Raw genomic sequence first — 25,627 nt, 5'->3', positions numbered from 1 at the left:
TGGGCCCCCGGAGTCCCATCGCCGGGGGGGCCGCGTGCAGACAGTGCAGCGGGCCCGCTCGCCTCCCCGTTCCCTCCCGTCCCCTCCTGTTCCCCTCCCGCTTCCCCTCCGTCGCCGCCGCCCGGCTTCCCCGTCCGAGCGCCCCTGCCGGCGTCCCCACACACCGCAATTCCTCCCCTCGGCCGATCATGGCAATCCTTGAGTGCCGTCACTCGTACGAGGGGCTTCTCCCGTTGACCAGCGGGTACACGGAAGCCTTATCCGGACATGCGTATGACGGGCCCCGTCCCCGGTGGGAGACAAGGCCCGTCACTCGCGCGCGTTGTGTCGCGCGGTGCGCACCCTCACCCGATCGGCGGAGGGCGGCCGTTGGAGGGGCCGGGCGGAACGGTGGAACTCAGCCCACCGGCGCCGGCCGGGCGGCCCGGCCGGCGCGGACCGGGGGCGTCTCTCGGGCGCAGGCGTACGCGAGCGGGCCGATCACCTCGGCGGCGTCCGGCAGCCAGCGGTTGAGCGCGGAGGGGGAGCGGGCCCACTGGGCGTACCCGAGGGAGCCGATCCGGGACGGCGGGGCGACCGTCCAGTCCCCCTCGCCCCGGGCGACCAGGTCCAGCCGGCCCGGCGGCCGGCCGAGCCGGCGGAGCATCTCCGGGAGCCTGGCCGCGGCCCCGGGCAGGACCAGGAAGTGCAGTCGCCGCCCGATCCGCCCGGGCGCGGCGGGCTGGACCACGACCGGGCCGAGCTGGAGGTCCATCCGCTCCATCCGGGCGAGCGCCAGGCAGCCGGCCGTCTCCGGGACGTCCAGCACGTCGAACGAGCGCCCGGTGGGCAGCAGGATCGACGCCCGGGGCCGGTCGGTCCACCAGCTCCGCACCGCGCCGGGACCGGCGCTCGCCGTCCGCGCCCAGTCCGCGTCCAGCGGGTGGGCGCCCGGCAGCGTGCAGCGGCGGTCCCCGCAGGAGCAGCGGACACCGCCGCCGCCGTCGTCGATCAGCCAGGCGCCCGGGGCCACCTCCCAGTGGCGGTTCTCGGCGTAGCCGACGGCTTCGACGAGCAAGGGGGGTGGAGCGGCCTTCTCGTTCCGGTCCGAGGCGTCGGGGATGTCTTCCACGGGGTACTCAACTACCGTGTGTGAGGCTGGTTACGGCCCGATGGCGCCCGGTTGGGTGCATCCCGGCAATGTCACCCGTTCCGGTTAGTCGACCGAGTTGGTGGGGCCGAGGGCAGGCGCAGTGGGGGCGCACAGGAGCATTTCCCAGGGCGCAAGGGGGGTGCGGTTCGTCACCGTGGGTATCCCGCTGGCGTTGCTGATCGCTAACCTGGTGTCAGATTCCTTGGACGGTCGGACAGTCGGCAACAGATCAGCAGAATCGTCGCCCGCCGGCCGGGACCGGAGGGTGTGGGGAGGCGAAGCCCAATGGCCGCGAGACCACTCGTCGCACGACAGCCCAACGAGCGTCTGCAGCAACTGATCCAGGAGGCCAGCTGCTCCAACGCCGGCCTGGCCCGGAGGGTCAACCTCTGCGGTGCAGAGCACGGGCTGGACCTTCGGTACGACAAGACCTCCGTGGCCCGCTGGCTGCGCGGGCAGCAGCCGCGCGGGCAGGCGCCGGCCGTGATCGCCGAGGCCCTGGGCCGCAAGCTCGGCCGCAGCGTGTCGGTCGAGGAGATCGGCATGGCGGACGGCAAGAACCTGAGCTCCGGCATCGGGCTCCAGTTCGCGCCGACCATCGGTGCCGCCCTGGAGCAGGTCTGCGAACTCTGGCGCAGCGACGTCGGCCGGCGGGACTTCCTGACCGGCGCGACGGTCGCCGCCTCCGCGCTGGTGGAACCCAGCCGGGACTGGCTGATCACCCCGCCGGACCCGGTGGTGGCGCGGGCCGGCGGCCCCCGGGTCGGCCCGACCGACGTGGCCGCGATCAGGGCGACCACCACGATGCTGGTCGACCTGGACCACCGCTTCGGCAGCGGCCATGTGCGCCCGGTGGTGGTGCACTACCTCAACTCGGTGGTCTCCGGCCTGCTCGGCGGCGCCTACCGGGAGGAGACCGGTCGCCAACTCTTCGCCGCCGTGGCCCGGTTGACCGAACTGGCCGGCTACATGGCGGTGGACACCGGGCAGCCCGGCCTCGCCCAGCGCTACTACATCCAGGCGCTGCGGCTGGCCCAGGCCGCCGACGACCGCGGCTACGGCGGCTACGTGCTGGCCGCCTCGATGAGCCACCTGGCGGCGACCCTCGGCAACCCGCGGGAGATCGCCCAACTCGCCCGCGCCGCCCAGGAGGGCGCCCGCTCGGTGGCCACCCCGACGGCGATGGCGATGTTCTACGCCGCCGAGGCCCGCGGCCACGCCCTGCTCGGCGACGCCCGCTCCTGCGAGACGGTGTCGGCCAGGGCCCTGGAGATGATGGAGCGGCGCCGCCCGGAGGACGACCCGGACTGGATCGCCCACTTCGACGACGCCTACCTCGCCGACGAGTTGGCCCACTGCCACCGGGACCTGGAGCAGGCCGGCCAGGCCGAGCACTACGCCCGCCGGGCGCTCGACCTGCACCCGCCGACCCGGGTCCGGCGCCGTGCGGTGGACCTCGTCCTGCTGGCCACCGCCCAGCTCCAGCAGCGGGACCTGGAACGCGCCTGCGAGACGGGCGCCCAGGCGGTCCGGCTGCTGAGCGGGCTGCGGTCCAACCGGGGCGTGGAGTACCTGGACGAGTTCCGGCGCCGGCTGGAGCCCTACCGGGAGCAGCGGGTGGTCCGGGAGTTCCACGCCCGCGCGGACGCCGAGGCGGCCTAGGGCGTGCCGGGCCGGTTTCCGTGCCCCGGGCGCGGGCCCGCCTCCGCGCCTCGGGCCCGGGGGCGGCCCGGGCCCTGGGCGGTCGCGGATCGTCTGTGCAGGGAGCGTGACGGATGTCCCGCCCACGTGGTCACCCGGTGAGGCGAACCGGTAGCGTGGGCGCGACGTCCAAGGAACTGTGATGCTCCCAAGAACCGACGAGATGTGGTCCGCCGTCAGTGCGCGGTCCTGCACAGGTGAGGAATCGCGTTGAGTCAGCGCCGCTCGTACCCGAACTCCGGTGACTTCAACCTGGACGACCTGTTCCGCCCCGAGCCCGGCCAGCCGCAGGGGCAGCCGGGCCAGCCGCAGGCCCACTCGGCCGTGCCGCCGGTGGGACAGCCGTCCGGGCAGCCGGAGTACCTCGGCGAGGGCGCGCACGCGCTGCCGACCCAGGCGATGCCCGCGCAGCCGGCGCCGGGCCAGTCGATGCCCGGGCACTCGCTGCCGGGCCGGCCGATGCCGGGGCAGGGGGCCCCGTGGGGCGCGCCGCAGCCCGGGTACGGTGCCCCGCAGCCCGATCCGGCTCCGGAGACCCAGTACCTGCCGCCGTACCCCGCCGGCGACCCGCAGGCGGCCGGCTACCCGGCGGCGCAGGCCCAGCCCGGCTACCCGCAGCCGCAGCCCGCGCCGGGGTACCAGGCCTATCCGCCGGCCGCCCAGCCGCAGCCGGCCTACCCGGCCCAGGACCACCACCAGGGCTACGCCCCGGAGCAGGGGCAGGACTACGGCCAGGGGTACGACCAGGGGCCCGACGCGACCCGGGCGGGCGGCTCGGGACGCGGCGGACGTTCGTCCAACAAGCTGATCATCGGCGGCGTGGTGGCGGGCTGCGCGGCGGCCGGCATCCTGGTCGCCGTCCTGATGAGCGGCGGCGACGAGACCACGGACGACAAGAAGAGCACCCCGGCGGCCGCCACCGCCGGCGCCACCACCACCCCCGGGGCGCCGAGCGCGAGCGGCTCCGGCGCCGCCGTCGACCCGGAGGTCAAGGCCCAGGCGCAGCCGCTGTCGGACCTGCTGGGCACCGCGAGCGACAGCCGCAGCTCGGTGGTCTCCGCGGTCGCCTCGGTGCAGAAGTGCGACAAGCTGCCCGAGTCCCAGCAGGCGCTGACGGCCGCGGCCGGCAAGCGGCGCGAGCTCCAGAGCAAGCTCGGCCAGCTGAAGGCCGACAAGCTGCCCGGCGGTCAGCAGCTGGTCGACCAGCTCAACGCGGCCTGGACGGCCTCGGCCCAGGCCGACGACGAGTACGCGCTCTGGGCGCAGGACGCGCAGGGCTCCTGCGACGCGAAGAAGCAGGACAACCAGCACTACAAGAACGCCGTCCAGGCGAGCGGCACCGCGACCACCGCGAAGAAGCAGGCCGCCACGCTCTGGAACGCGATCGCCGCCCAGACCGGACTGCCCAACCGGAGCGACGGCGACCTCTGAGCGACGACGGTCGACGAGGGACAGCGGCTCCTGAACGACGAGGGGGACGGGCCGCAAAGGCCCGTCCCTCTCTCTCGCCCCGGGCGGTCCGCGTCAGGCCGGCGGACGGCCCCCGGTGAGCGCCCAGCGGATGTCCACGAAGCCCGGCTGCTGCAGGGTCATCCGGCCGTTCTTGACCACCTGGTAGGTGACCCAGGTGTTCACCAGCCGCGGCGACCCGCCGCTGGGCAGCATGTTGGTGGTGCCCCAGTTGAGCGGCGGGGTGATCCCGACGTCGATGCCCTCCCCGCTGTCCAGCAGCGAGGAGACCGTCTTCGGGGTGACCGTCCGGCCGCCCTCCGCCAGCTTCTGCACCGCCGTCCGGAACACCTCGTACGCGACCCAGGTGGTCTGCACGCCCGGGTCGGAGACGTCGATGGGGTGCCCGCCGGTGGTGTCGGTGCGCACCACCGCGCGCAGCCCGTCCCAGATCTTCGCCGACTCCGGCGGGTACCAGCTGGTGACGTAGGCGCCGCCGAGCGGGCCGGCGTCGCCGCCGGTGGAGTCCACCACCGACTGCTGGACGCTGCCGATCACCGAGGCGATCCGGGTGTTCTTCGCGTTCAGCCGCCGGTAGGAGTCCAGCAGGTTGCCGGTCGGCTCGGCGGCCAGGGCGCTGGTGATGCAGTTGCCCGGCTCGTCCTTGCCGATCGCCTTGCGGATCACCGGGGTGTAGTCGGAGGACTGCTCGGGCGCCTTGACGTCCGTCAGCTTGATCCCGGCCGGCCGCAGGGCGGTGCCCAGGTAGCCGAGCAGGTTGTCGCCGGCCGGGGTGTCCGGGCGGACCAGGGAGACGGTCCGGCAGCCTGCGTCCACCAGCTGGCGGCCGTTGCCCGCGATCAGCGCCGGCATGCCGCCGTCCACCGGGTAGGACAGCGGGCTGGAGAACTCCGGCTGGGAGAGCCCGTAGCCGCCGATCAGCGGGATGCCGGCGCGCTCCAGCACCGGCATGAACGCCTCGCCCCACTGGCTGTAGGAGCCGATCACGGCGACCACCTTGGCGTCCACCGCCTGCTGGGCACAGGCGCGGGCACCGTCCGCGGTGTTGTGCTCGTTGCAGGTGATCACGCGCAGCCGGTGGCCGTTCACGCCGCCCTTGGCGTTGACGTCCTGGCCGATGGCGGAGGCGAGCGCCGTCATGCCCGGGCGGTCGGCGGAGCCCGTGCCGGCCGGGGCCCAGGTCATCACGGTCAGGTCGTCGCCGGTGGTCGAGGCATCGGCCGGTCCGCCGCACGCGGAGGCCGAGAAGAGGGTGGGGAGCAGGGCCGCGGCGGTGGCGGCGGCTGCGATCGGGCGTCGGCGGCGGCGCCGCACGATCGGGGGACGGGCCTGGAAGGAGTCCCTTCGGCTGGTCATCGCTTTTCCCTCTCTGGGGCGCACTCCGGCGCACCGGAGCAAGCCAAGCCCCGGCGTCACAAGCCGAGAGGGCAGAAATGCGAACGGATGGCGAACGGCCGCCGAAATCCGGAGTGGTACGCGTGTAGATCGCGAGTGGAGCACGAACAGAGGGGGAACGTACGATCGTTCACCATGTCCGCCAGCACAGATTCTTCGTATCGGTCCGCCCGAAACCCTTCTCGTCCGGGTCACCGCTCCAGCACGATGGGCGGCATGCCGCTCAACGACCTGCCCTGGTGGCGCTGGCGAGCCCGACTGCGCTCGGCGCTGCACATGCTGTCCGACCCCGCTTTCCAGCAGGAGACCTGGCTGACCGGCCGGGAGGGGTACGGCGACGTGACCGACGCCGTCTACCGCCTCGTCGAGGACACCTGGCTGGACCGCTGGTCGGCCGAGAAGTACATCGGGACGGTCCTACGAGACTCCGCCGAGGCCGCGCTGGTGGACGTCGCGGTGCTGCGGGCCGTGCAGATGCTGCACGAGGTCGGTGCGGACGCGCCGGCCTCCGCCTACCTCGGCCACCCCGGCTGGCCGGAGACCGTCCGGGCCGCCCGCGAGGCGCACGTCGTGCTGGCCTCGGGCGACGGGGACGACCCGGACGCGTCGCCCAAGTCGCTGGACGTGCTGCGCATCCTCACCCGGCTCTGACCCGCCGGACCGCCGCCGTCCCGCAGTACGGGCAGCGGGGCGGCGGGTGTCCGGGATGTGACACGCTGGACCATCCACGCACGTCACGACCTCAGAACGGGAAACTCCCAGTGGAACAGCAGCCGGTCAGCGCCCAGTACGTCCTCACGCTGTCCTGCCCCGACAAGCAGGGCATCGTCCACGCTGTCTCCAGCTACCTCTTCATGACCGGCTGCAACATCATCGACAGCCAGCAGTTCGGGGACGGTGACAGCGGGCTCTTCTTCATGCGGGTGCACTTCTCCGCCCCCGAGCCGGTCACCGCCGACAAGCTGCGGGCCAGCTTCGCCGCGATCGGCGCCTCCTTCGGGATGGACTGGCAGATCCACCCGACCGAGCAGCGGATGCGGATCGTGCTCATGGTCAGCAAGTTCGGGCACTGCCTGAACGACCTGCTCTACCGCACCCGGATCGGCGCCCTGCCGGTGGAGATCGCCGCGGTCGTCTCCAACCACACCGACCTGCGGGACCTGACCGAGAGCTACGGCATCCCGTTCCACCACATCCCGGTCACCAAGGACACCAAGGCCGAGGCCGAGCAGCGGCTGCTCGACCTGGTCGCCGAGGAGAACGTCGAACTGGTCGTGCTGGCCCGCTACATGCAGGTGCTCTCCGACCGGCTGTGCACCGAGCTGTCCGGCCGGGTGATCAACATCCACCACTCCTTCCTGCCGAGCTTCAAGGGCGCCAAGCCGTACCACCAGGCGCACGCGCGCGGCGTGAAGCTGATCGGCGCCACCGCGCACTACGTCACCGCCGACCTGGACGAGGGCCCGATCATCGAACAGGAGGTGGCCCGGGTCACCCACGACGTCAGCCCCGACCAGCTGGTCGCGCTCGGCCGGGACGTCGAGTGCCAGGCGCTGGCCCGCGCGGTGAAGTGGCACAGCGAGCACCGGGTGCTGCTGGACGGGACCCGTACGGTCGTCTTCGCGTGACCGCTCCGCGCGGGTCGTTCCGCGTGACCGCTCCGCGCAGGCGTTTCGCGTAACCGCTCCGCGCGGGTCGCTTCGCGTAGGCGTTCGCGCGGACGGCGGGCCGCTACGGCCGGGAGAGCAGCGGGAGCGCGTGCAGCACCTCGCGGACCGCGGCCCGGTCGCCGTGCTCGCCGACCGGCAGCCGGTCCGGGTCGCGGTGCGCGGCGGCCAGCTGGCACAGCTCCAGGCCGTCCAGCACCATCGACGCCACCGGCTCCCCGCCGGGCGGCCCGCCGCTGCCGACGGCGGCGCCGTCGCCGTCCAGGGCGATCAGCCACTCGCCGCCCGCCGGGCCGTCGACCATCAGCCGCACCCGCCGGGCCGTCCGGGCCCCGCCCTCCGGCGCACCCGGCGCCCAGGCGTGCTCGGGCCGGGCCGCGCGAAGCCCGGCCAGCGCCCGGGGGAGCAGCCGGACCACCAGCTCCACCATCTGCCGCAGGTGCTGCGGCGTCGGCGGGTCGTACGGGTAGGCGACCGCCCGGGCCACGTCCTCGCCGTGCACGAAGCACTCGAAGGCGCGGTCCACGAAGGCGTCGCGCAGCGGCAGCACCGCGAAGCCGTAGTCGACCGGGGTGTTGCCCTGCGGCACGAGCGCGGCGCTGCGCACCAGGTCGTGGGCCTGCCGCCGCCAGCGGGAGCGCACCGACTGCGGCGCCAGGCCGGCCTGGTCGGTGATCAGCCGGGCGGTGCGCGCGGTGACCCCGGCGTACCGGCCGCCCTGCGGCGGGACGCGCGGCACGGACGGTCCGGCGGCCGGCTCCTGCGGGGGCACCCGCCGCCCGGTCGGTGCGGCGGGCGGGCCCGGAGCGGCCGGCACCGGGTCGGGCAGGCCGAGTGCCAGCGCCAGGAAGCCGTCCACCGCGGTCAGGTGGCCCAGCACCTCGGCCGGGCGCAGCCGCTCGGTGCCGCCGTGCCACGGCAGTTCCGCCACCTCCTGCCACTCCTCCGGGCCGAGGTCGCGCAGCAGCGCGTCGAGCTTGGCGGTCTCCGCCGTGTACGGCATGCCCCAGGCGGGGACGGGCAGTTGGGCCGGCCGGCGGGCCAGGCACCAGTCGAGCACCTGCTGGCGCAGCGAGCCGGGCTGGTCCAGCGGCTCGTCCAGGGAGAGCCAGCCGGCCGCCTCGCGCAGCCGGGCCGCCTCCTCGGCGCACTCCCGGCAGTCGCGCAGGTGCTGCTCCAACTCGGCGGCCTCGCGGGCCGGGCAGGCGCCGAGGGCCCACGCGCCGAGCATCGAGCGCAGGGCGTCGTGCCGCTCCTCAGTGCCGCTCACGTCTCCCCGTTCCCGTCCCCGGTGCCGTCCTGGCGGGCGCGTTCGTCGGCCAGTTCGGTGGCCAGCAGCTCCAGACCGAGCCGCATCCGCTGCTTGGCGGCCTGCTCGCTGATGCCGAGCAGTCGGGCCGTCTCGCGGTAGGTGCGGCCGTCGTAGTAGGTCACCGCGATGGTCTCACGCAGGGGTTGGGGCAGGGAGTCGACCACGTACTGCATCCTCGCGGCGGTGGCCACGGCGCGGATCTCGGCCTCCGCGCCCGGTGCGAGTTCGGCGGCCCGCCGGGCCCGCAGCCGTTCGACCGCGCGGTGGTGGGTCAGCGCGCCGAGCCAGGAGCGCAGGGTGCCCCGGTCGGGGTCGAAGTCCTCGGGGTGCTCCCAGACGTGGGCGAAGACCTCCCGGGTGAGCTGGGTGGCGGCGGCCTGGTCGGCGAGTATCCGTCCGGCCAGGCCGTGCACCATCGGTGCGAGCTGGTCGTAGAGTTCGCCGAGCGCCGTCTCCTCGCCGCGGGCGAGGCGGCGCTGCAACTGCTCGTCCCAGCGCGGGGTCCGCTCCGGGGTGGCCATCGGGAACCACCCTCCTGACCGGGTTCGCTGGCTTACCCAACGGTATCTTGCGGCCGGGCGGCGCCGGGGGCGATTGCGGCAAGAACGGAACCGTTCCCGGCGGATCACCCCTCCTCATGGATGTGCCTCCCGGCCCGGATCCCTCGCCCGGATCCTCGGCCCGGATCCCTCCGGGATCCTCGCCGGGGTCCCTCGCCCGGCCGGGTCGTCCTCCCGCGGCCGGATCGTCGGACGGTACGACGGTCGGCCGGTGGGACCCGTCCGCCGATGCCACTGTTCGAGGGCCGTCGGACACATGTCGCACGGGTGGTTCGCGAGTGGCGGGCGGGGTGCGCGGGGCGCACGGCGGTAGGTTCCCGACTGCGGGACCGGCGGGTCGGCCCGGGACGGACGATCACCGGTACGAGCCTCGCGAGAGTGAGCGGGACAGTATGCACCGCGCTGTCGCCCGATCGCCGGAATATGCCCGAAGCGCTTGCTGCGGTCCGTCCCCCCGCCCATCCTGAGGCGTATTCGTGTCGCGGCGGGGTGCCCGACCGGCGAGACGGCGCGGGCGAGTGGGCGCGGACGGACAGACCGGGCGGGCGCCCGGGCACGGCTCGGGTGGCGCCGGGCGACGTGCGAGGGCCCGCCGGCCGATCCGGCCCGATCGGGACTATGGCCGAACTGCGAGTGCGGGTGGTGGAGCGGTGCAGGTTCTTCAGGTACAGCTGGCGGTGCAGGCTGACCCCGCCGAGGTCGGCCGGGCCCGCCGGTGGGTGCGCTCGCGGCTGCTGAACCACGGGGTGGACCCGGACGCGCCGATGGCCGAGACGGTGGTGCTGGTGGTCTCGGAGCTGGTGACCAACGCCGTGGTGCACACCGGCTGTCCGGCCGTGCTGAGGCTCTGTCTGCCGGTGGCCGACGGCCCGCAGGAGGGCGGACCGGCCGCCCCGCTGCGGGTGGAGGTCGCCGACGCGAGCCGGGCCGCGCCGACGCCGCGGCACGCGGGCGCGGACGAGGACGCGACCAACGGGCGCGGCCTGGAGCTGGTCGAACTGCTCTGCGAGCGCTGGGGCTGGTACCCGGAGGACTCGGGCAAGCGGGTCTGGTGCGAGATCGGCAGCGACGCCCGTCCCGCGGATCCGCTGGCCGACGTGGACTGGGCGGCTTTGGCGCAATAGCGGCTTTCGCGGCGGCCGTCGGACCGTGCCGATCACGGTGCTGATCACCGGCCGAAAGGTGACGCAACCATTCCGAATTTCGGACTACCCATTGACGTGACGTATCCGACTGATCACGCTTGGGTGCGGCGCTCCGTCGCGAGGGGACGCCGAGGGGACGTCCGTCCACCGCCGCGGTGCCGCTGTCCAGGGGATTCGTGCCGGCAGGGCGGACCGCGGACGGCCGGTCACGGGCCGCTCCTCGGCGAGTGCGGAGGGTGTGGCGCGGGATCAGGGCTCGCGCGCCGGGGTTGGATGGCGGCCTGCCGTACCGTGCTCGGGGTGGGCGCGGCCTGCCGCCATCCGATCCGCCGCCGGCGCGCGACGGGATCCGGCCACCGGTCGGGCGGTCGCCGGGCCGCGCTCAGGAAGCGCGGCCTTCCGGGAGGGAGCGGAAGGTGCGCCGGTAGGCGCTCGGTGCGACGTCGAGCCGGCCGCGCAGCTGAAGTCGCAGCGAGGCGGCGGTGCCGAAGCCGGACTCCCGGGCGACCTGGTCGATCGTCAGATCGGTCCGTTCCAGCAACTGGCGGGCCCGCTCGGTGCGCTGGGTGGTGATCCACTGGCCGGGGCTGGCGCCGGTCTCCTCGCGGAAGCGCCGGGTGAAGGTCCGTACGCTCATCCCCGCCCGGTCGGCGAGCTGCCGCAGCGCCAGTGGCCGGTCCAGGTGCTCCAGCGCCCAGGCGCGCACCGCGGCGGTGCCGCTGCCGCCGGAGTCCACCGGGCTCGGGGCCTCCACGTACTGCTTCTGCCCGCCCTCGCGCCACGGCGGCACCAGGCAGTTGCGGGCCACCGCGTTGGCCACCGCGCTGCCGTGGTCGCGGCGCACCACGTGCAGGCACAGGTCCACCCCGGCGGCCACCCCGCCGGAGGTGAGGATGTCGCCGTCGTCGGTGTAGAGCACGTCGGGGTCCAGCCGCACCTTGGGGAACAGCCGGGCGAAGCGCTCGGTGTAGCGCCAGTGGGTGGTGGCCGGGCGGCCGTCCAGCAGGCCGGCGGCGGCCAGGATGAAGGAGCCGGTGCAGATCGACATCAGCCGGGTGCCGGGCCGGATCCGGGCCAGCGCGGCGGCCAGGGGCGGGGTGAAGCAGGCGTCGGCGACGGCCGGAGCGGAGTCGGCGGAGGCCGGGATCAGTACGGTGTCCGCCCGTTCCAGCAGTTCGGGCCCGTGGTCGACCATGACCCGGAAGTCGGCGCTGGTGGTGACCGGCCCTCCGTCCAGGGTGCAGGTGGCCACCTCGTACAGCGGCCGTCCGGCCGGATCCTTGGCGCCGCCGAAGATGCGGGCGGGGATGCCGAGTTCGAAGGCGATCACGCCCTCCAGGGCGAGTACCGCGACCAGGTGTGCCATGCCGTCCCCTCGGGCGTCGGTGGGTCCGGGCCAGGGTACTGCGGGCCATGGCCCGAATCTTGCGAAAGCTGTCATTCAGGCCACTCGTCCGGTCCCGGGCGGCCCGGAACACTCGTTCGCGTGACCGAACGCAGCGTCCTCGCCCCCGCATCCCGCTCCGAGCCGCCCGACCCGGCCAAGCGCCCCCGGGTGCACTACGCCTGGGTGGTGGCCGGCGTCTCCCTGCTCGTCCTGCTCGGCTCGGCCGGCTTCCGCTCCACGCCGAGCCTGATGATGGACGCCCTGCACAACGAGTTCGGCTGGTCGCTCGGGACGATCTCCAGCGCCACCTCCGTCAACCTGACGCTCTACGGCCTCACCGCCCCCTTCGCCGCCGCCCTGATGGACCGGTTCGGGGTGCGCCTGGTGGTGGTCTGCGCGCTGCTGACCATCTCGGTCGGCGCCGGGCTGACCATGCTGATGCGCGAGCCCTGGCAACTGGTGCTCTGCTGGGGCGTGCTGGTCGGCCTCGGCAGCGGCTCGATGGCCGGAGCCTTCGCCACCACCATCACCGGGCGCTGGTTCCGGGCCCGCCAGGGCCTGGTCACCGGAGTGCTGACGGCCGCCGGAGCGGCGGGGAACCTGGTCTTCCTGCCGATCGGCGCCTGGCTGGTCGAGCAGCACGGCTGGCGTTCGGCCGTGGTCGTGGTCTCGCTCGCCGCCAGCGCCGTCGCCGTCCCGGTGCTGCTGCTGATGCGCGAGCGCCCCGCCGACGTCGGCCTGCTCCCGTACGGTGCGACCGAGGCCCCGGCCGCGACGGTCACCGACGGCCGAGCCCTGGCCCGCTCGCTGCGGGTGCTGCGGAACGCCGCGCGCGTCCGGGCGTTCTGGCTGCTGGCCGGCTCCTTCGCGATCTGCGGCGCCACCACCGCCGGCCTGGTCGGCACCCACTTCATCCCGGCCGCGCACGACCACGGCATGCCGGTCACCACCGCCGCGAGCCTGCTCGCGCTGATCGGCGTGTTCGACGTGCTCGGCACCGTCTTCAGCGGCTGGCTCACCGACCGGGTCGACTCCCGGGTGCTGCTGACGGTCTACTACGGGCTGCGCGGCCTGTCCCTGCTCCTGCTGCCGCAGCTGCTGGCCGGATCGCTCCAGCCGCCGATCCTCGCCTTCGTGATCTTCTACGGCCTGGACTGGGTGGCCACCGTGCCGCCGACCGTCGCGCTGTGCCGCCGGCACTTCGGCGAGGACGCCCCGATCGTCTTCGGCTGGGTGCTCGCCGCCCACCAGATCGGCGCGGCCGTCGTCGCCGGGCTGGCGGGGCTGGCCCGTGACGCCCTCGGCAACTACGACCTCACCTGGTACGGCGCCGGCGCGCTGTGCGCGGTCGCGGTCGGGCTCTGCCTGGCGCTGCGCGGCGGGCGGGCCGACCGGGCGGTGCCGGCCCTCCCGTGACGGGCGGTCCGCGCGCCCGGGGGCGGCGCCGGACCTCCCGGTGGGACCGTCGTACTGGACGTCTAGGCTCCGCTCCATGGCGCTCACCTTCACCCTGGACCCCGAGCTCGACCCCGATCTGCGGACGGAGATCGTCCGGCTGTGGGCCGACGTCACCAACGCCGGCGGGGCGGTCGGCTTCGTGGCGCCGGTCACCGAGGAGGAGGTCCGGGACACCGCCGAACGCCAGTTCGCCGGGGTCGGACCGGACGGCCCGGACCGGTTGCTCGTCGCGCACGAGAGCGCGACGGGCCGGCTGGTCGGCGTGCTGTTCTTCGAGTCGATGCGCTTCGACCTCATGGAGCACTGGCGGATGCTCAAGCGGGTCATGGTGCACCCCGACTTCCAGGGCCTCGGCCACGGCGCCCGACTGCTCGCCGAGGCCGAGCGGACGGCCCGGGAGTGGGGCCTGGAGTCGCTGCGGCTCACCGCGCGCGGCGGCCTCGGGCTGGAGCGGTTCTACGCCCGCAGCGGCTACCGGGAGGTCGGCCGGGTGCCGGCCGCGATCCGGGTCGCCCCCGGGGACGACCGGGACGACATCACCCTCTGGCTCGACCTGCGCTGACGACCGCCCGCCGGGCCGCGGGCCGGATCGGGTGCCCCGTGCCCCGCTCCGGCCGTCAGGCATGCTTGACTGGAGAACCCGCCCCAGCGCAACGAAGAAGGACGTGTCGAGTGACCAGCAACGGCCCGGAGAAGTCGCACGCCACGCTCCGCTACACCTCGCTGCGGGTCAGCATCTTCCTCGGCTGCCTGCTGGTGGCCCTGCTGCTCGGGCACTTCGGCGTCATCCCGGTCAGCGGTGAGGCCGGCATGATCTTCCTGTTCCTGCTGGCCGCGATTGCCTCCGCGCCGCTCAGCTACGCGCTGCTGAGCAGGCAGCGCGACGAGATGTCCACGCAGATCAGCGGCAAGGTCTCCGGGATGCGCAGCCGTACCGCCGACCGGATCGCCGCGCAGAACGCCGAGGAGGACGCCGCCGACGACGCCGCCCGCTCGGCCACCGCCGGCCAGAACTGACCGGGGCCCGGCCCCGGAGCGCAACCGCCGTGCCCGCCACCCGAGACTCCGCGCCGTCCGAGCCGCCCGCCGGGCAGCCGCCCTCCGAGGGGGCGTCCGTCGAGGCGGCGTCCGCCGGGCAACCGTCCTCCGAGGGGGCGCTCGGCACCTGGCCGGCCCCCGTCCGCCGCCCCACCGGGCGGGACGTGGCGCGGCTCGCCGGGGTCTCCCAGGCCACCGTCTCCCTGGTCTTCTCCGGCGCCGAGGCCGGCCGGCGGGTCTCCGAGGCCACCCGGGAACGGGTCCGGGAGGCCGCCCGCAGCCTCGGCTACCGCCCGCAGGCGGCCGGGCGGCAGCTGCGGCTCGGCCGCAGCGGGATGATCCTGCTGGCCGTGCCGAACCTCCAGGGCCCGTTCTTCGGCCGGGTGCTGGAGGGCGTCCACGAGGAGGCCGGCCGCAACGGCCTGGCCGTCGTGGTCAGCTCCGGCTGGGGCAGCGCCACCCTGGCCGAGGCCGCCACCGCCGGCCGCTTCGACGGCCTGCTGATCTGCTCCCCGGACGACAGCCAGCTCGGTGAGCTGCCCGCCGACACCCCCGCCGTCTTCCTGGACGCCGACCCCGGCACCGACCGGGCGCGGCCGACCGTCGAGCTCGACGTGGCCGGCGGGATGCGTGCCGCGGTCGAGCACCTGGCCGCGCTCGGCCACCGCCGGATCGGCCGGCTGCGCTCCAGCCACTCCGCCTACACCTTCCGGGTCCGGCAGGCCGCCTTCGAGCAGGCCGTCCGTGAACTCGACCTGGACGTCGTGGAGTTGGGTGTGAGTCTGAACGACGGCCACCGGGCCGCGCGGACCGTCGCGGGCCGGCTGCTGGAGCGGGCGGACCGGCCGCGGGCGGTGATCTGCGACGACGACGTGGTCGCCTCCGGGGTCTACCAGGCCGCCGCCGAGCTGGGGCTGCGGGTGCCGGAGGACCTGTCGGTGGTCGGCATGGACAACGTCGCGGTGGCCGCGCTGCTCGCCCCGCCGCTGACCACCGTCGACCTGCCGGGCGAGGAGCTGGGCCGGGCGGGCGCGGCCGCGCTGGCGGCCCTGCTGCGCGGGGAACGGGTGGCGCCGGTCGCGCCACTGGCCACCTCGCTGGTGCTGCGCTCCTCCACGGCGCCGGCCGGTACGGCCCCGACCGGGCGGTGACGGTCCGTCACCGGTGACAGGACTGCGCCCGTCGGCCAGACCACCGGCGGGCGCAGTCGTTCGTGGGGGTGGGTCAGCCCACCGGGACGGGCCGGGCGGCCGGGGCGAGCGGCACCGGGTGGAACCAGCGCCGGGCGCCGAAGAGCACCAGTCCGCCGAGTGCGATCCCGCCCACCGCGCACAGCGCCACCGGGCGCAGCGAGTCCTCGGCGAGCTTGCCGGAGACGGCGTAGCCGAGCGAGTTGCCGGTGGCGAACAGCGTCACCAGCCAGGCGAAGGCCTCGGTGACGGTGCCGGTCGGCGCCAGTTCGGCGACCAGGACGAAGGCCGCCGCCAGCAGCGGGGCCAGCATGACCCCGGAGAGGAAGGCCAGCGCGGCCATCGGGTACGGCCCGGGCAGGGTGACCAGCGGCAGGTAGGAGGCGGCCATCGCGAGGGCCATCACCCAGGTGCGGGTGGCCGTGGTCTGCCGCCAGGTGACCGCGCCGTAGGCGAGCGCGCCGAGCAGGCCGCCGAGCGCGGCCAGTGCCAGCAGGGTGCCTCCGCCGCCGGGCAGCGTGCCGACGTGCTGTTCGGCGTAGGCGATGAACAGCACGTTCTGCGCGCCGACCGCCCAGCCGGCCCCGGCCAGTCCGACCAGCAGCAGCACCAGTCCGGGGGAGCGCAGCGGCCCGAGCAGTCCGGCGGACCGTTCCTGCGTCGGGGCGCGCCAGGCCCGGGCGGGCCCGGCGGTGGCGACGATCAGCGCGCCGGCCAGTCCGAGCCCGGCGGCCACCCAGAGTGCGGCGACCGGGCTGAACAGCCCGGAGATGGTGGCGACGGCCAGCGGACCGGCCACGTAGAGGATCTGCTGGGCGGCCGAGTCGAAGGCGTACGCGGTGTCGAGCTGCTTCTCCTCGACCACGTCCGGCCAGAGCGAGCGCAGGCAGGGTTCCAGCGGGGGCATGGCGAGGCCGGCGATCGCGGCCCCGATCGGCGCACCGAGCGCGGAGCCGGGGGCGAGGGCGAGCAGCGCGTACCCGCCGCCGGCCACCACGGCGGAGGCGAGCAGGACGCGCGGCTGTCCGGTGCGGTCCACGATCCGGCCGAGCACCGGGCCGCCGACGGCGGCGGCGATCGCGTAGGCGGAGGTGGCCAGTCCGACCCGGCCGTACGTCACCCCGGCGTCGCGCAGGGCGAGGGCGATGACGAGGGCGGTCATGCCGGCGGGCAGGCGGCCGAGCAGGGTGCCGAGCAGCAGGCGGGTGACGTGCGGGGCACGGAGCAGGGCGAGGTAGCCCATCGGCCGTCCTCTCCGGTTGGGCAGGCAGGGGCAGGGACGCCGTCAAAGTTATACGTATAACTGCTCAGCGGTCAATCGGGTCGCCGAGCGGGCCTGATGGGGCGTCAGCTTCGTTCGTGTCCGGAGTTCGGGCTGGTGGCGGGCCTCGGGGGGCGTGTGCGCTGCGTGACCTCAAACAAGTACTTTGAACATCTCAAACCTTTACTGCTAACGTATCGGCCATGACAGCCTCAGACGCACTGCGGATGCACGGCCCGGGCCCCCTGCCCGCCGCCGCCCGCCCGTGTGCTCTGACCGGTGCTGTGGACAGCCCGCGCCCTTGTCGCGCCATGCGCTGTGCTGCCCTGAGCTGTACCGCGGCGGCACGCCCCTGACCGGGGGCCCGACCCTCCCGTCCGGCCCCGCGCCGTGCCGCCCGCTCCGCCCCCACCTCACCGTCAGCAACGCCCTCCCCGGAGACGCTCCCCCATGTCCACAGCGCCCGAGGCGACCTCGTCGCCGTCCGTGCTCGCCCGCATCCGCAAGACGCCCTTCTGGGTGCAGATCGTCGCCGGCCTCGTGCTCGGCGTCGGCCTCGGCTACCTGGCCCGCGCCGCCGACATCTCCTGGCTGGCCACCACCCTGGAGACCATCGGCAAGATCTTCGTCCAGCTGCTCAAGCTGGCCGTCCCGCCGCTGGTGTTCACCGCGATCGTGGTGAGCGTCGCCAACCTGCGCAACGTCACCAACGCGGCCCGCCTGGCCACCCGCACGCTGCTCTGGTTCATGATCACCTCGCTGATCTCGGTCGGCATCGGCATCGGCCTGGGTCTGCTGACCAACCCGGGCGAGGGCACCAACCTGAAGACCGAGGGCCTCAAGGCGCTCGACTCCAAGGGCACCTGGATCGACTTCCTGACCGGGATCTTCCCGACCAACATCGTCGACTCCTTCACCAAGGTGAACGTGCTCCAGATCGTCTTCCTGGCGGTCGTGGTCGGCGCGGCGATCCTCAAGCTCGGCGCCAAGGCCGAGCCGGTCCTCAAGCTCAGCGAGTCCGTGCTGGAGCTGACCCAGACCGCGCTGTGGTGGGTCATCCGGCTCTCCCCGCTCGGCACCCTCGGCCTGATCGGCAAGTCCGTCGCCAAGTACGGCTGGGACCTGCTGAAGCCCTTCGCCACGCTGACCCTGGACATCTACCTCGGCTGCGCACTGGTGCTGTTCGTCGTCTACTCGCTGGTGCTGCGCTTCGCCGCCGGGCTCAACCCGCTGCACTTCTTCAAGGGCGCCTGGCCCGCGATCCAGCTGGCCTTCGTCTCCCGCTCCTCGGTCGGCACCCTGCCGGTCACCCGCCGCGTCACCGAGCGCCTCGGCGTCCCGAGCGAGTACGCGTCCTTCTCCGTGCCGTTCGGCGCCACCACCAAGATGGACGGCTGCGCCTCGATCTACCCGGCCGTCGCCGCGATCTTCGTCGCCCAGGTCTTCAACATCGAGCTGGGCATCAAGGACTACATCCTGATCGCCTTCGTCTCGGTGGTCGGCTCGGCCGCCACCGCGGGCCTCACCGGCGCGATCATCATGCTGACGCTGACCCTGTCCACGCTGGGCCTGCCGCTGGAGGGCGTCGGCCTGCTGCTCGCCATCGACCCGATCCTGGACATGATGCGCACCGCGACCAACGTCGCCGGCCAGGTCGTCGTGCCGATCGTGGTCGCCGCCCGGGAGAAGATCCTGGACGTCGCCGCGTACAACAACCCGTCCGGGGACCTGTACGACGAGGCCCCGGAGCCGGCCGTCGCCGCCGGCCAGGGCGGCGCGACCCCGGTCGCGGCCTGACGCGGAGGCAGAACGTGCGGTCGAACGCCAGAGGGGACGTTCGACCGCCATGACGGAAAGGGCCCTCTCCCGGTGACGGGAGAGGGCCCTTTCCGCATTCCTTCGCTCCGTGCCCGAACTTCCGCCCCGGGACGGGCTTTCGAAAAGGCAGGGGGCCCGCCGACCGGCGGGCCCCCTTGGGTACTGCTCTTGTGCTCATGGTGGCGGCTGTCGGGAGCCGCCGGCGGACCCGTACGGGTCCCGAGCGATCAGAACATCAGAGGATGGTCAGACAGCGGTGACGTTCTCCGCCTGCGGGCCCTTCGGGCCCTGGGTGACGTCGAAGGTGACCGTCTGGTTCTCCTCCAGCGAACGGAAGCCGTTCGCGTTGATGGCGGAGTAGTGAACGAAGACGTCGGGGCCGCCGCCATCCTGGGCGATGAAGCCGAAGCCCTTCTCAGCGTTGAACCACTTGACGGTTCCCTGAGCCATGCCGTTCTCCTTGCGATGCGTGTCGGGGGCCACACCGTGTGACACCCGGTCCGCTGCGCTGATCGCCCTGCCTCCGGACGTGTCCGAAATTTTTCGATATTGCTGAAAAACTACAAAAAGCCTGCGGTTACATGCTCCGCAGGCTTCAAGTACTGCAAGGGGAATCAAACTGCAACTGAGGGCAACGCTAGCATGCGGCCGCTGTGACGACCAGAGGTCACTTGAGGCGTGGAAGGCGCGTGTCGTAAGGGCCGGAGCGGGCGTTGAAAGGCGCGTCGATGCCGCGTCGACGGGGCGTCGACGGGGCGGGAGGGCGTGTCGGACGGCCGGTGCGAGCCGCCGCGAACAGCAGGCATACGCTGCGGGGAGGCACGAACAGCAAGGGAGCGGCGCAGTGGCAGCACCGGAGGCACGGACACCGGACGCGCGGACGCGGGAGCCCCAGGAGAACACACCGGTCAGGCCCCGGGTCGGCCACATTCAGTTCCTGAACTGCGTACCCCTCTACTGGGGACTCGCCAGGACCGGGAACCTGCTCGATCTGGACCTCACCAAGGACACCCCGGAGAAGCTGAGCGACCAGCTCGTCGACGGCACCCTGGACATCGGCCCGATCACCTGCGTGGAGTACCTGCGCAACGCGGACGACCTGCTGGTCCTGCCGGACATCGCGGTCGGCAGCGACGGCCCGGTGATGTCCTGCCTGATCGTGAGCAAGGTGCCGCTCGCCGACCTCGACGGCCGCCGGGTCGCCCTCGGCTCCACCAGCCGCACCTCCGTACGGCTCGCCCGGCTGCTCCTGGAGGAGCGCGAGGGCGTGCGCCCGGACTACTTCAGCTGCCCGCCGGACCTCAGCGCGATGCTCGCCGAGGCCGACGCCGCCGTCCTGATCGGCGACCCGGCCCTGCGCGCCTACCTGGGGCAGGCCGCCGACCTCGGGCTGACCGTCCACGACCTCGGCGAGATGTGGAAGGAGTGGACCGGCCTGCCCTTCGTCTTCGCGGTCTGGGCGGTGCGGCGCGAGTTCGCCGAGCGCGCCCCGGAACTGACCGCCGCGGTGCACCGGGCCTTCCTGGAGTCCCGCGACCTGTCGCTGGTGGAGGCCGGCAAGGTCGCCGAACAGGCCGCCCGCTGGGAGGCCTTCGGGGCGGACGTGCTGGAGCGGTACTTCAGCGAGGCGCTCGACTTCTCGCTCGGCGAGCGGCAGCTGGCCGGCGTCACGGAGTTCGCCCAGCGGGTCGCGCACGACAGCGGGTTCGCCTCCGACGTCGCGGTGCGGCTGCTGGAGCCGGCGGCGTTGCCGCTGGGGATGCAGCAGGGGATGTAGGGAGAGGTAGGGGAGGTAGGGGACGTAGGGGCGCCGTCCGGCTGCGGGTTCCCGCACCTGTTCGCGGGCCCGCGTCCGTCTTCGTACGACCGGCGCCGCCGCGCGGGCGGAAGGGTGAAGACAGGCCCGAGGGCCGGGCGGAGCACCGCCCGGCCCGGTACGGTCTGCACCCGAGGCGCGTCCGATGGGCGGTCGGCGGAGCGCGCGTGCGAGGGCGAGGGGAGCGTGCGGGATGCGGGCACTGGGGTCGGACGATCCGCGCCAGGTGGGCGGCTACCGGCTGCTGCGGCGGCTCGGCTCGGGCGGAATGGGCCGGGTCTACCTCGGCCGGACGGCCGGCGGGCGCACCGTCGCCGTCAAGGTGGTGCGGTCGGAGCTCACGGACGACGCCGAGTTCCGCGCCCGCTTCCGGCAGGAGGTCGCCGCCGCCCGGCGGGTCGGCGGCGCCTGGACCGCGCCCGTGCTGGACGCCGACACCGAGGGCGCACGCCCCTGGGTCGCCACCGGCTACGTGGCGGGCCCCGCGCTCGGCGACGCCGTCCGGACGTACGGGCCGCTGCCCGAGCCGGCCGTGCGCTCGCTCGGCGTCGGGCTCGCCGAGGCCCTGGTCCACGTCCACGGACTCGGCCTGGTGCACCGGGACGTCAAACCGTCCAACGTGCTGCTCACCCTGGACGGACCGCGGCTGATCGACTTCGGGATCGCCCGGGCCCTCGACGCCGCGGGCGGCCTCACCCGTTCCGGTTACGTGGTCGGGTCGCCCGGCTTCATGTCACCCGAGCAGGCGAACGGGCAGGCGGTCGGGCCGGCCGGGGACGTCTTCTCGCTCGGCGCCGTCCTCGCCTTCGCCGCCACCGGCGTCCACCCCTTCGGCGAAGGGGTCAGCGCGGCCGTGCTGCTCTACCGGGTGCTGCACGAGGAGCCGGACGTGGCCGGGCTGCCCGAGCCGCTGCGCGGGATCGTCCTCGGCTGCCTGGCCAAGGACCCGGCCGCCCGGCCCAACCCGCGGCAGCTGCGCGCCCGGCTGGACCCGGACGGCACGGCCGCCGCCCGGCTGGCCCAGGGCGGCTGGCTGCCGGGGGAACTGGCGGCGGGGGTGGGACGCAGCGCGGTGGAACTGCTGGACCTGGACCTGGACCTGGACGGGGAGCCGGGGGAAGCGGGGAAAGCGGGGGAAGCGGTTCCGGGCGGGGTGGGCGCGGACGCGGGTGCCTCCGGTGACTCCGGGGCCTCGGCCGAGGCGGTGCGGACACCGACCTTCGTGTCCGCGGGCGGGCCGCAGGGTACGGGGGAGCACCCGCCGTTGAGCGGGGCCGTCCGGGACGGGACCGCGCAGGGGGCGCGGCCGCGGCGGGCCCGGAACGCGGCGGCGGTCGCGGCGGTGCTCGTGCTGCTCGGGGGCGGCGGGTACGGGCTGTACGGGTGGCTGCACCGGGCCGAACCGGCGGTGTCGGGCCCCACGGCGGCGCCGCTGCCGGAGGCGTCCGCCGACCCGGGCCGGGCCGTCCCGCCGGGCGGCGCCGGCACCTCCGGGTCCACCTCGGCCTCCGGCGCTCCGGGAAGCGCGACGGTGTCCGCCCCGGGTGCGGTGCCGCCCGGGACGGGCGGGCCGAGCGTGGTGCCAGCCGCCTTCCTGGGCACCTGGAGCGGGGACATGGTCACCGACAAGGGGCTGCCCGGCGGGACCACCACGCTCACCGTCCGTCCGGCGGCGATCGGCCAGGAGAGCACCACCAGCCGCAACGCCGTCTCCGGGCTGCTCTCGATCAGCTGCGAGGGCGCCTGGACCCTCAAGTCGGCCTCCGCCACCAAGCTGGTGTTCCAGTCCCGACTGGTCCGCTCCTCGATCCCCGGCGCCTGCACCGGCGGCTCCAACGCGGAGACGCTCACCCTGCAGTCCGACGGGACGATCCGTTTCGCCTCCGCCGACCCGCCGGCCGGGAACCCGGCCGGCACGATGCGCAGGGCCGACGGGGCTGGCGTGGCCGGCGGGGCCGACGGCTGAGGGATGCGGCGGGGACCGGCCGGGGCGTGGTCCGGGCGTGGTCCCGGCGTGTTCCGGGCGTGGTCCGGTCGCGGTACAGGGGTGGCCCGTGCGCGGCCCGGGGCGGCCCGAGCGCAGTTCAGCGGGCTGACGCGGGCGGCGGAATGTGCTGGCGTAGGCTGGTTCGGCCGTACCCGAGTAGCACTTGAGAGAGAGAAGGCCGCCAGGTGACCGAGCTCGCAGCGACCACCCTCGATGCGTCCAGCACCGACCTGAAGGCCGTGCTCGACCGCGCCACCGCCGGTGACCGGATCACCCCGGAGGAGGCGCTGGAGCTCTACCGCTCGGCGCCGCTGCACGCGCTCGGCTCCGCCGCCGACGCGGTGCGCCGCCGTCGCTACGCGGGTACCGAGCACATCGCGACGTACATCATCGAGCGCAACATCAACTACACCAACGTCTGCGTGACGGCGTGCAAGTTCTGCGCCTTCTACGTGCCGCCGAAGAGCGACAAGGGCTGGTCCCGCGAGCTCGACGAGATCCTGCGCCGCTGCGCCGAGACGGTCGAGCTCGGCGGCACCCAGATCATGTTCCAGGGCGGCCACCACCCGGACTACGGCGTGGAGTACTACGAGCGGGCGTTCTCGGCGATCAAGGCCGACTTCCCGCAGCTGGTGATCCACTCGCTCGGCGCCTCCGAGGTCGAGCACATGGCGCGGATCTCGGGCGTCTCCGTCGAGGAGGCCATCACCCGGATCCACAAGGCCGGCCTGGACTCCTTCGCCGGCGCCGGCGCCGAGCTGCTGCCGGAGCGGCCGCGCAAGGCGATCGCCCCGCTGAAGGAGTCCGGCGAGCGCTGGCTGGAGATCATGGAGATCGCCCACGGCCTCGGCGTGGAGTCCACCTCCACTATGCTGATGGGCACCGGCGAGACCAACGCCGAGCGGATCGAGCACCTGCGGATGATCCGCGACGTGCAGGACCGCACCGGCGGCTTCCGGGCCTTCATCCCGTACACCTACCAGCCGCAGAACAACCACCTGAAGGGCTCGACCCAGGCCACCGTCTTCGAGTACCTGCGGATGATCGCGATCGCCCGCCTGTTCCTCGACAACGTCGCCCACATCCAGGGCTCCTGGCTCACCACCGGCAAGGAGGCCGGCCAGCTGTCGCTGCACTACGGTGCGGACGACCTCGGGTCCGTCATGCTGGAGGAGAACGTCGTCTCGGCGGCGGGTGCCAAGCACCGCTCCAACCTCACCGAGCTGATCCACCTCATCCGGGCCGCCGACCGCGTCCCGGCGCAGCGCTCGACCACCTACGAGCACCTGCGGGTGCTGGACGACCCGGCCAACGACCCGGTCGACCCGCGCGTCGCCTCGCACATCGCCTCCACGGCGATCGAGGGCGGCACCGCGCACCCCGAGCTGAAGATCCTGGACAGCTGAGTCCCCTTCTTCTCCTCTCCTCCTGGCCCCTCCTCCTGGCCCTTCCCGTGCCGGTGTCATTGATGTCGGTGTCCCTGGTGCCGTTGCCGTTGCCGTTGCCGTTGCCGTTGCCGTTTCCGCTGGCGTTGGCGTTGCCGCCGGCGTTGCTGTCGAAGTCGAAGGCGCTGTTGTGCTGACTCTGCACCGGGCGGCGTTCGTGCTGCCCGACCCGGCCGACCCCACTGCCCCGTCCATCGCCGACGGGGCGGTGGTGGTGCGTGGCGAGCTGGTGGAGGCGGTCGGGCCGTACGGGGAGCTGGCGGCCGCCCACCCGGGCGCGCGGGTGCGGGACTGGGGCGCGGCCGTGCTCACCCCCGGGCTGCGCAATCCGTACGGACACCGGCTGCTGGAACGGGCGTACCACCCCGATCCCCGGGAGGAGGTCGGCGTCGAGCCGGTGGCGGACGGGCTGGCCGGGTCCACGGACGAGGCGCGGTGCGGGGCCAGCGCACGGCGGGGGCTCCAGCGGATGCTCGGGTACGGGGTGACGGCGGTGGCCGGGCCCTTCGAGCGGGCCTCGGTGCGGACGGCGGTGGCGCGGTCGGGGGTCGTGGGACTGCCCGGGTCGTCCGCTTCCGCCGGTTCTGCTGCCTCTACTGGTCCGGCCGGTTCGTCAGGAGGGCCGGGCGGCGAGGGCGCGGGGCCGCTGGACCCGCTGGCCGTCCTGCCGCTCGCGGAGGCCGTGTACGGGCGGGTGGCGGCCGGGCGGCGGGCGGACTTCGCGGTGTTCGCGGTCGCAGGGGGCGGGATCGGGGGCGGGGGCGCGGAAGCCGTGTCGGGCGCGGACGTGGACGCTGGTACGGGTGCGGGCGCCGCGGCGGGCGCGGAGCCGGCGGCGGGTGGGTGCCTGGCCACGGTGCTGGGCGGGCGGTTGGTGTACCGCCGACGGTGAGACGGTCGTCACGGCGGGTGTGACGTACTCGTCAGTAGCCGGATTTCCTTGTGGCGGACGGGACTTCCTTCGTGTGCACCCGAACTCCGGTGCCGGTGCCGGAGAGTGATTGTCCCTTCATCGTGACCTGAGGGCCCGCCAGCGGATACGATCCCGGACAGCTCACTCCGTACCCTCACCACACCACTGCCCGCGCCCGCGGGCGGCGGGGCCGTGTCCCCGGCCCCGAAGGCAAGCCAGGACAGGAACCATGCAAACCGCGACCGTTCCCCCGCCGCGCACCCCGCGGATGGGCCGTGGTTGGTACCTCGCCGCCGTGCTCAGCGCCGTGCTGGCCGTCGGCATGTGCCTGCTCGGTTGGCGCCAGGCCGACCAGGCCGACCGGATCGAGGCGCACCCGGTGAGAGTCGAGGGGGTCGTCACCCAGCTCCCGACCGGCGGCGGCACCTACAGCGCCGTCAGCTACCGGGCCGGCGGGGAGCCGCACACCGCGGCCGCGCTGCCGCTCTCGGACAGCGCCAAGCTCGGCGACAGGATCTGCCTGGAGCACGCCGCCGACGACCCGGGCGCGGTGCGGATCTGCGGCGACACCTACCCGCAGCCCGTCGGCGTGGGCCTGGCCCGGTTCAGCGTGCCGGTGGCCGTCGTGCTCTTCGTCATCTGCGTGCTGCGCATCCGACGGCATCACAAGGCCCTCGCGCTCCGCGGCGGGCAGGGGAAGCTGGCCGCCAACCTCGCACTGGCGACGGGGGCGCTGGCGGACGGGATGCCCGCGATAACGCACGGCAAGCGGTCGCGTCGGCGGCGCCGCGCGGGCGGGCGGCGCGCTCAGCACTGACCGGCCGTGCCCGGTACGGGTGGGACGCGCCCGGTACGGGTGGGCGGCTGCTCGACGTCGGGCGCGGGCCGGGTCCGACCTTGGGCCCGGCGTTCGGCCCCGGGCCCGCGGCCCC

22 protein-coding genes are annotated in these 25,627 nt (G+C 74.1%); 15 read left to right on the top strand and 7 right to left on the bottom strand.

From position 1 onward, the window contains the following. Positions 1-397: 397 nt before the first annotated feature. Positions 398-1,111, bottom strand: coding sequence for a bifunctional DNA primase/polymerase (locus ACFVHV_RS17390; RefSeq protein ID WP_359902170.1), 714 nt, complete (start codon positions 1,109-1,111; stop codon positions 398-400). 306 nt (positions 1,112-1,417) lie between these two features. On the opposite strand from ACFVHV_RS17390, the gene ACFVHV_RS17385 reads away from it, so the two are divergent. Further along, positions 1,418-2,794 (top strand): transcriptional regulator, encoded by a 1,377-nt coding sequence (locus tag ACFVHV_RS17385; protein WP_359902173.1) that lies wholly within the window; start codon positions 1,418-1,420, stop codon positions 2,792-2,794. Positions 2,795-3,043: 249 nt separating this feature from the next. Continuing rightward, the gene (locus tag ACFVHV_RS17380; RefSeq protein WP_380351889.1) at positions 3,044-4,264 is read left to right on the top strand and encodes a hypothetical protein; all 1,221 of its coding nucleotides are present in this window, start codon (positions 3,044-3,046) and stop codon (positions 4,262-4,264) included. A 93-nt stretch (positions 4,265-4,357) separates the two neighbouring features. On the opposite strand, the gene ACFVHV_RS17375 is transcribed toward ACFVHV_RS17380, so the two are convergent. Continuing rightward, positions 4,358-5,659, bottom strand: coding sequence for an ABC transporter substrate-binding protein (locus ACFVHV_RS17375; RefSeq protein WP_359902179.1), 1,302 nt, complete (start codon positions 5,657-5,659; stop codon positions 4,358-4,360). 174 nt (positions 5,660-5,833) lie between these two features. Here ACFVHV_RS17375 and ACFVHV_RS17370 point away from each other — a divergent pair, with 174 nt between their 5' ends. Both ACFVHV_RS17370 and purU read left to right on the top strand, forming a co-directional pair. Beyond that, positions 5,834-6,349 (top strand): hypothetical protein, encoded by a 516-nt coding sequence (locus tag ACFVHV_RS17370; RefSeq protein WP_380351887.1) that lies wholly within the window; start codon positions 5,834-5,836, stop codon positions 6,347-6,349. A gap of 110 nt (positions 6,350-6,459) precedes the next feature. Next, a complete protein-coding gene (gene purU, locus ACFVHV_RS17365) occupies positions 6,460-7,326 on the top strand; it encodes a formyltetrahydrofolate deformylase (RefSeq protein WP_359902185.1) in 867 nt (288 codons plus the stop codon). A 103-nt stretch (positions 7,327-7,429) separates the two neighbouring features. On the opposite strand, the gene ACFVHV_RS17360 is transcribed toward purU, so the two are convergent. Continuing rightward, positions 7,430-8,635 carry a zf-HC2 domain-containing protein gene (locus tag ACFVHV_RS17360; protein WP_359902188.1) on the bottom strand — a complete coding sequence of 402 codons (1,206 nt, stop codon included), beginning with the start codon at positions 8,633-8,635 and terminating at the stop codon, positions 7,430-7,432. Further along, a complete protein-coding gene (locus ACFVHV_RS17355) occupies positions 8,632-9,198 on the bottom strand; it encodes a sigma-70 family RNA polymerase sigma factor (RefSeq protein ID WP_359902191.1) in 567 nt (188 codons plus the stop codon). The genes ACFVHV_RS17360 and ACFVHV_RS17355 overlap by 4 nt, the downstream gene beginning before the upstream one ends. A gap of 689 nt (positions 9,199-9,887) precedes the next feature. On the opposite strand from ACFVHV_RS17355, the gene ACFVHV_RS17350 reads away from it, so the two are divergent. Then, positions 9,888-10,361, top strand: a complete 474-nt coding sequence (locus ACFVHV_RS17350) for an ATP-binding protein (RefSeq protein WP_359902194.1) — start codon at positions 9,888-9,890, stop codon at positions 10,359-10,361. Between the two features lie 403 nt (positions 10,362-10,764). On the opposite strand, the gene ACFVHV_RS17345 is transcribed toward ACFVHV_RS17350, so the two are convergent. Then, positions 10,765-11,748, bottom strand: coding sequence for a helix-turn-helix domain-containing protein (locus tag ACFVHV_RS17345; protein WP_359902197.1), 984 nt, complete (start codon positions 11,746-11,748; stop codon positions 10,765-10,767). 120 nt (positions 11,749-11,868) lie between these two features. Between ACFVHV_RS17345 and ACFVHV_RS17340 the strand changes: the two genes are divergently transcribed. From ACFVHV_RS17340 to ACFVHV_RS17325, 4 genes are all read left to right on the top strand, one after another. Further along, positions 11,869-13,185: an MFS transporter gene (locus ACFVHV_RS17340; protein WP_380351884.1), complete on the top strand. Its 1,317-nt coding sequence runs from the start codon at positions 11,869-11,871 to the stop codon at positions 13,183-13,185. Between the two features lie 76 nt (positions 13,186-13,261). Beyond that, on the top strand, positions 13,262-13,789 hold the full coding sequence (locus ACFVHV_RS17335; protein WP_359902203.1) for a GNAT family N-acetyltransferase: 528 nt from the start codon (positions 13,262-13,264) through the stop codon (positions 13,787-13,789). Positions 13,790-13,899: 110 nt separating this feature from the next. Further along, a complete protein-coding gene (locus ACFVHV_RS17330; RefSeq protein WP_359902206.1) occupies positions 13,900-14,244 on the top strand; it encodes a DUF4229 domain-containing protein in 345 nt (114 codons plus the stop codon). Positions 14,245-14,273: 29 nt separating this feature from the next. Further along, positions 14,274-15,416, top strand: coding sequence for a LacI family DNA-binding transcriptional regulator (locus ACFVHV_RS17325; protein WP_359902208.1), 1,143 nt, complete (start codon positions 14,274-14,276; stop codon positions 15,414-15,416). A 73-nt stretch (positions 15,417-15,489) separates the two neighbouring features. On the opposite strand, the gene ACFVHV_RS17320 is transcribed toward ACFVHV_RS17325, so the two are convergent. Further along, the gene (locus ACFVHV_RS17320; protein WP_380351881.1) at positions 15,490-16,698 is read right to left on the bottom strand and encodes an MFS transporter; all 1,209 of its coding nucleotides are present in this window, start codon (positions 16,696-16,698) and stop codon (positions 15,490-15,492) included. Positions 16,699-17,166: 468 nt separating this feature from the next. Here ACFVHV_RS17320 and ACFVHV_RS17315 point away from each other — a divergent pair, with 468 nt between their 5' ends. Beyond that, on the top strand, positions 17,167-18,513 hold the full coding sequence (locus ACFVHV_RS17315) for a dicarboxylate/amino acid:cation symporter (RefSeq protein WP_359902214.1): 1,347 nt from the start codon (positions 17,167-17,169) through the stop codon (positions 18,511-18,513). Positions 18,514-18,780: 267 nt separating this feature from the next. Here the strand turns inward: ACFVHV_RS17315 and ACFVHV_RS17310 are convergent, their stop codons facing one another. Continuing rightward, positions 18,781-18,984, bottom strand: coding sequence for a cold-shock protein (locus tag ACFVHV_RS17310; RefSeq protein WP_188301247.1), 204 nt, complete (start codon positions 18,982-18,984; stop codon positions 18,781-18,783). Between the two features lie 394 nt (positions 18,985-19,378). Here ACFVHV_RS17310 and ACFVHV_RS17305 point away from each other — a divergent pair, with 394 nt between their 5' ends. The 5 genes from ACFVHV_RS17305 to ACFVHV_RS17285 all read left to right on the top strand — a co-directional run bounded on the left by ACFVHV_RS17305 (position 19,379) and on the right by ACFVHV_RS17285 (position 25,512). Beyond that, positions 19,379-20,311, top strand: coding sequence for a menaquinone biosynthetic enzyme MqnA/MqnD family protein (locus tag ACFVHV_RS17305; RefSeq protein WP_380351879.1), 933 nt, complete (start codon positions 19,379-19,381; stop codon positions 20,309-20,311). A 232-nt stretch (positions 20,312-20,543) separates the two neighbouring features. Then, positions 20,544-22,316, top strand: a complete 1,773-nt coding sequence (locus tag ACFVHV_RS17300; RefSeq protein WP_380351878.1) for a protein kinase — start codon at positions 20,544-20,546, stop codon at positions 22,314-22,316. Between the two features lie 206 nt (positions 22,317-22,522). Continuing rightward, entirely contained in the window at positions 22,523-23,743 is a 1,221-nt protein-coding gene (mqnC, locus tag ACFVHV_RS17295; protein WP_380351877.1) for a cyclic dehypoxanthinyl futalosine synthase, read from the top strand. A 169-nt stretch (positions 23,744-23,912) separates the two neighbouring features. After that, positions 23,913-24,674, top strand: a complete 762-nt coding sequence (locus ACFVHV_RS17290) for a hypothetical protein (protein ID WP_380351875.1) — start codon at positions 23,913-23,915, stop codon at positions 24,672-24,674. Between the two features lie 250 nt (positions 24,675-24,924). After that, positions 24,925-25,512, top strand: coding sequence for a hypothetical protein (locus tag ACFVHV_RS17285; protein ID WP_359902229.1), 588 nt, complete (start codon positions 24,925-24,927; stop codon positions 25,510-25,512). The last annotated feature ends 115 nt before the right edge of the window (positions 25,513-25,627 follow it).

Origin of the sequence: Kitasatospora sp. NPDC127116, from assembly GCF_042677365.1 — a bacterium.
Taxonomy (GTDB): Bacteria; Actinomycetota; Actinomycetes; order Streptomycetales; family Streptomycetaceae; genus Kitasatospora; species Kitasatospora lactacystinica.
The sequence above is the reverse complement of the archived record's forward strand: the minus strand, read 5'-3'. Positions and strand labels throughout refer to the sequence as shown.

Bases quoted from the DNA above. Each gene is read 5' to 3' on its own strand.
- ACFVHV_RS17385 (WP_359902173.1), top strand. From the start codon at position 1,418: ATGGCCGCGAGACCACTCGTCGCACGACAGCCCAACGAGCGTCTGCAG.
- ACFVHV_RS17375 (WP_359902179.1), bottom strand. From the start codon at position 5,659: ATGACCAGCCGAAGGGACTCCTTCCAGGCCCGTCCCCCGATCGTGCGG.
- ACFVHV_RS17370 (WP_380351887.1), top strand. From the start codon at position 5,834: ATGTCCGCCAGCACAGATTCTTCGTATCGGTCCGCCCGAAACCCTTCT.
- ACFVHV_RS17355 (WP_359902191.1), bottom strand. From the start codon at position 9,198: ATGGCCACCCCGGAGCGGACCCCGCGCTGGGACGAGCAGTTGCAGCGC.
- ACFVHV_RS17345 (WP_359902197.1), bottom strand. From the start codon at position 11,748: ATGGCACACCTGGTCGCGGTACTCGCCCTGGAGGGCGTGATCGCCTTC.
- ACFVHV_RS17335 (WP_359902203.1), top strand. From the start codon at position 13,262: ATGGCGCTCACCTTCACCCTGGACCCCGAGCTCGACCCCGATCTGCGG.
- ACFVHV_RS17320 (WP_380351881.1), bottom strand. From the start codon at position 16,698: ATGGGCTACCTCGCCCTGCTCCGTGCCCCGCACGTCACCCGCCTGCTG.
- ACFVHV_RS17315 (WP_359902214.1), top strand. From the start codon at position 17,167: ATGTCCACAGCGCCCGAGGCGACCTCGTCGCCGTCCGTGCTCGCCCGC.
- ACFVHV_RS17310 (WP_188301247.1), bottom strand. From the start codon at position 18,984: ATGGCTCAGGGAACCGTCAAGTGGTTCAACGCTGAGAAGGGCTTCGGC.
- ACFVHV_RS17300 (WP_380351878.1), top strand. From the start codon at position 20,544: ATGCGGGCACTGGGGTCGGACGATCCGCGCCAGGTGGGCGGCTACCGG.
- ACFVHV_RS17285 (WP_359902229.1), top strand. From the start codon at position 24,925: ATGCAAACCGCGACCGTTCCCCCGCCGCGCACCCCGCGGATGGGCCGT.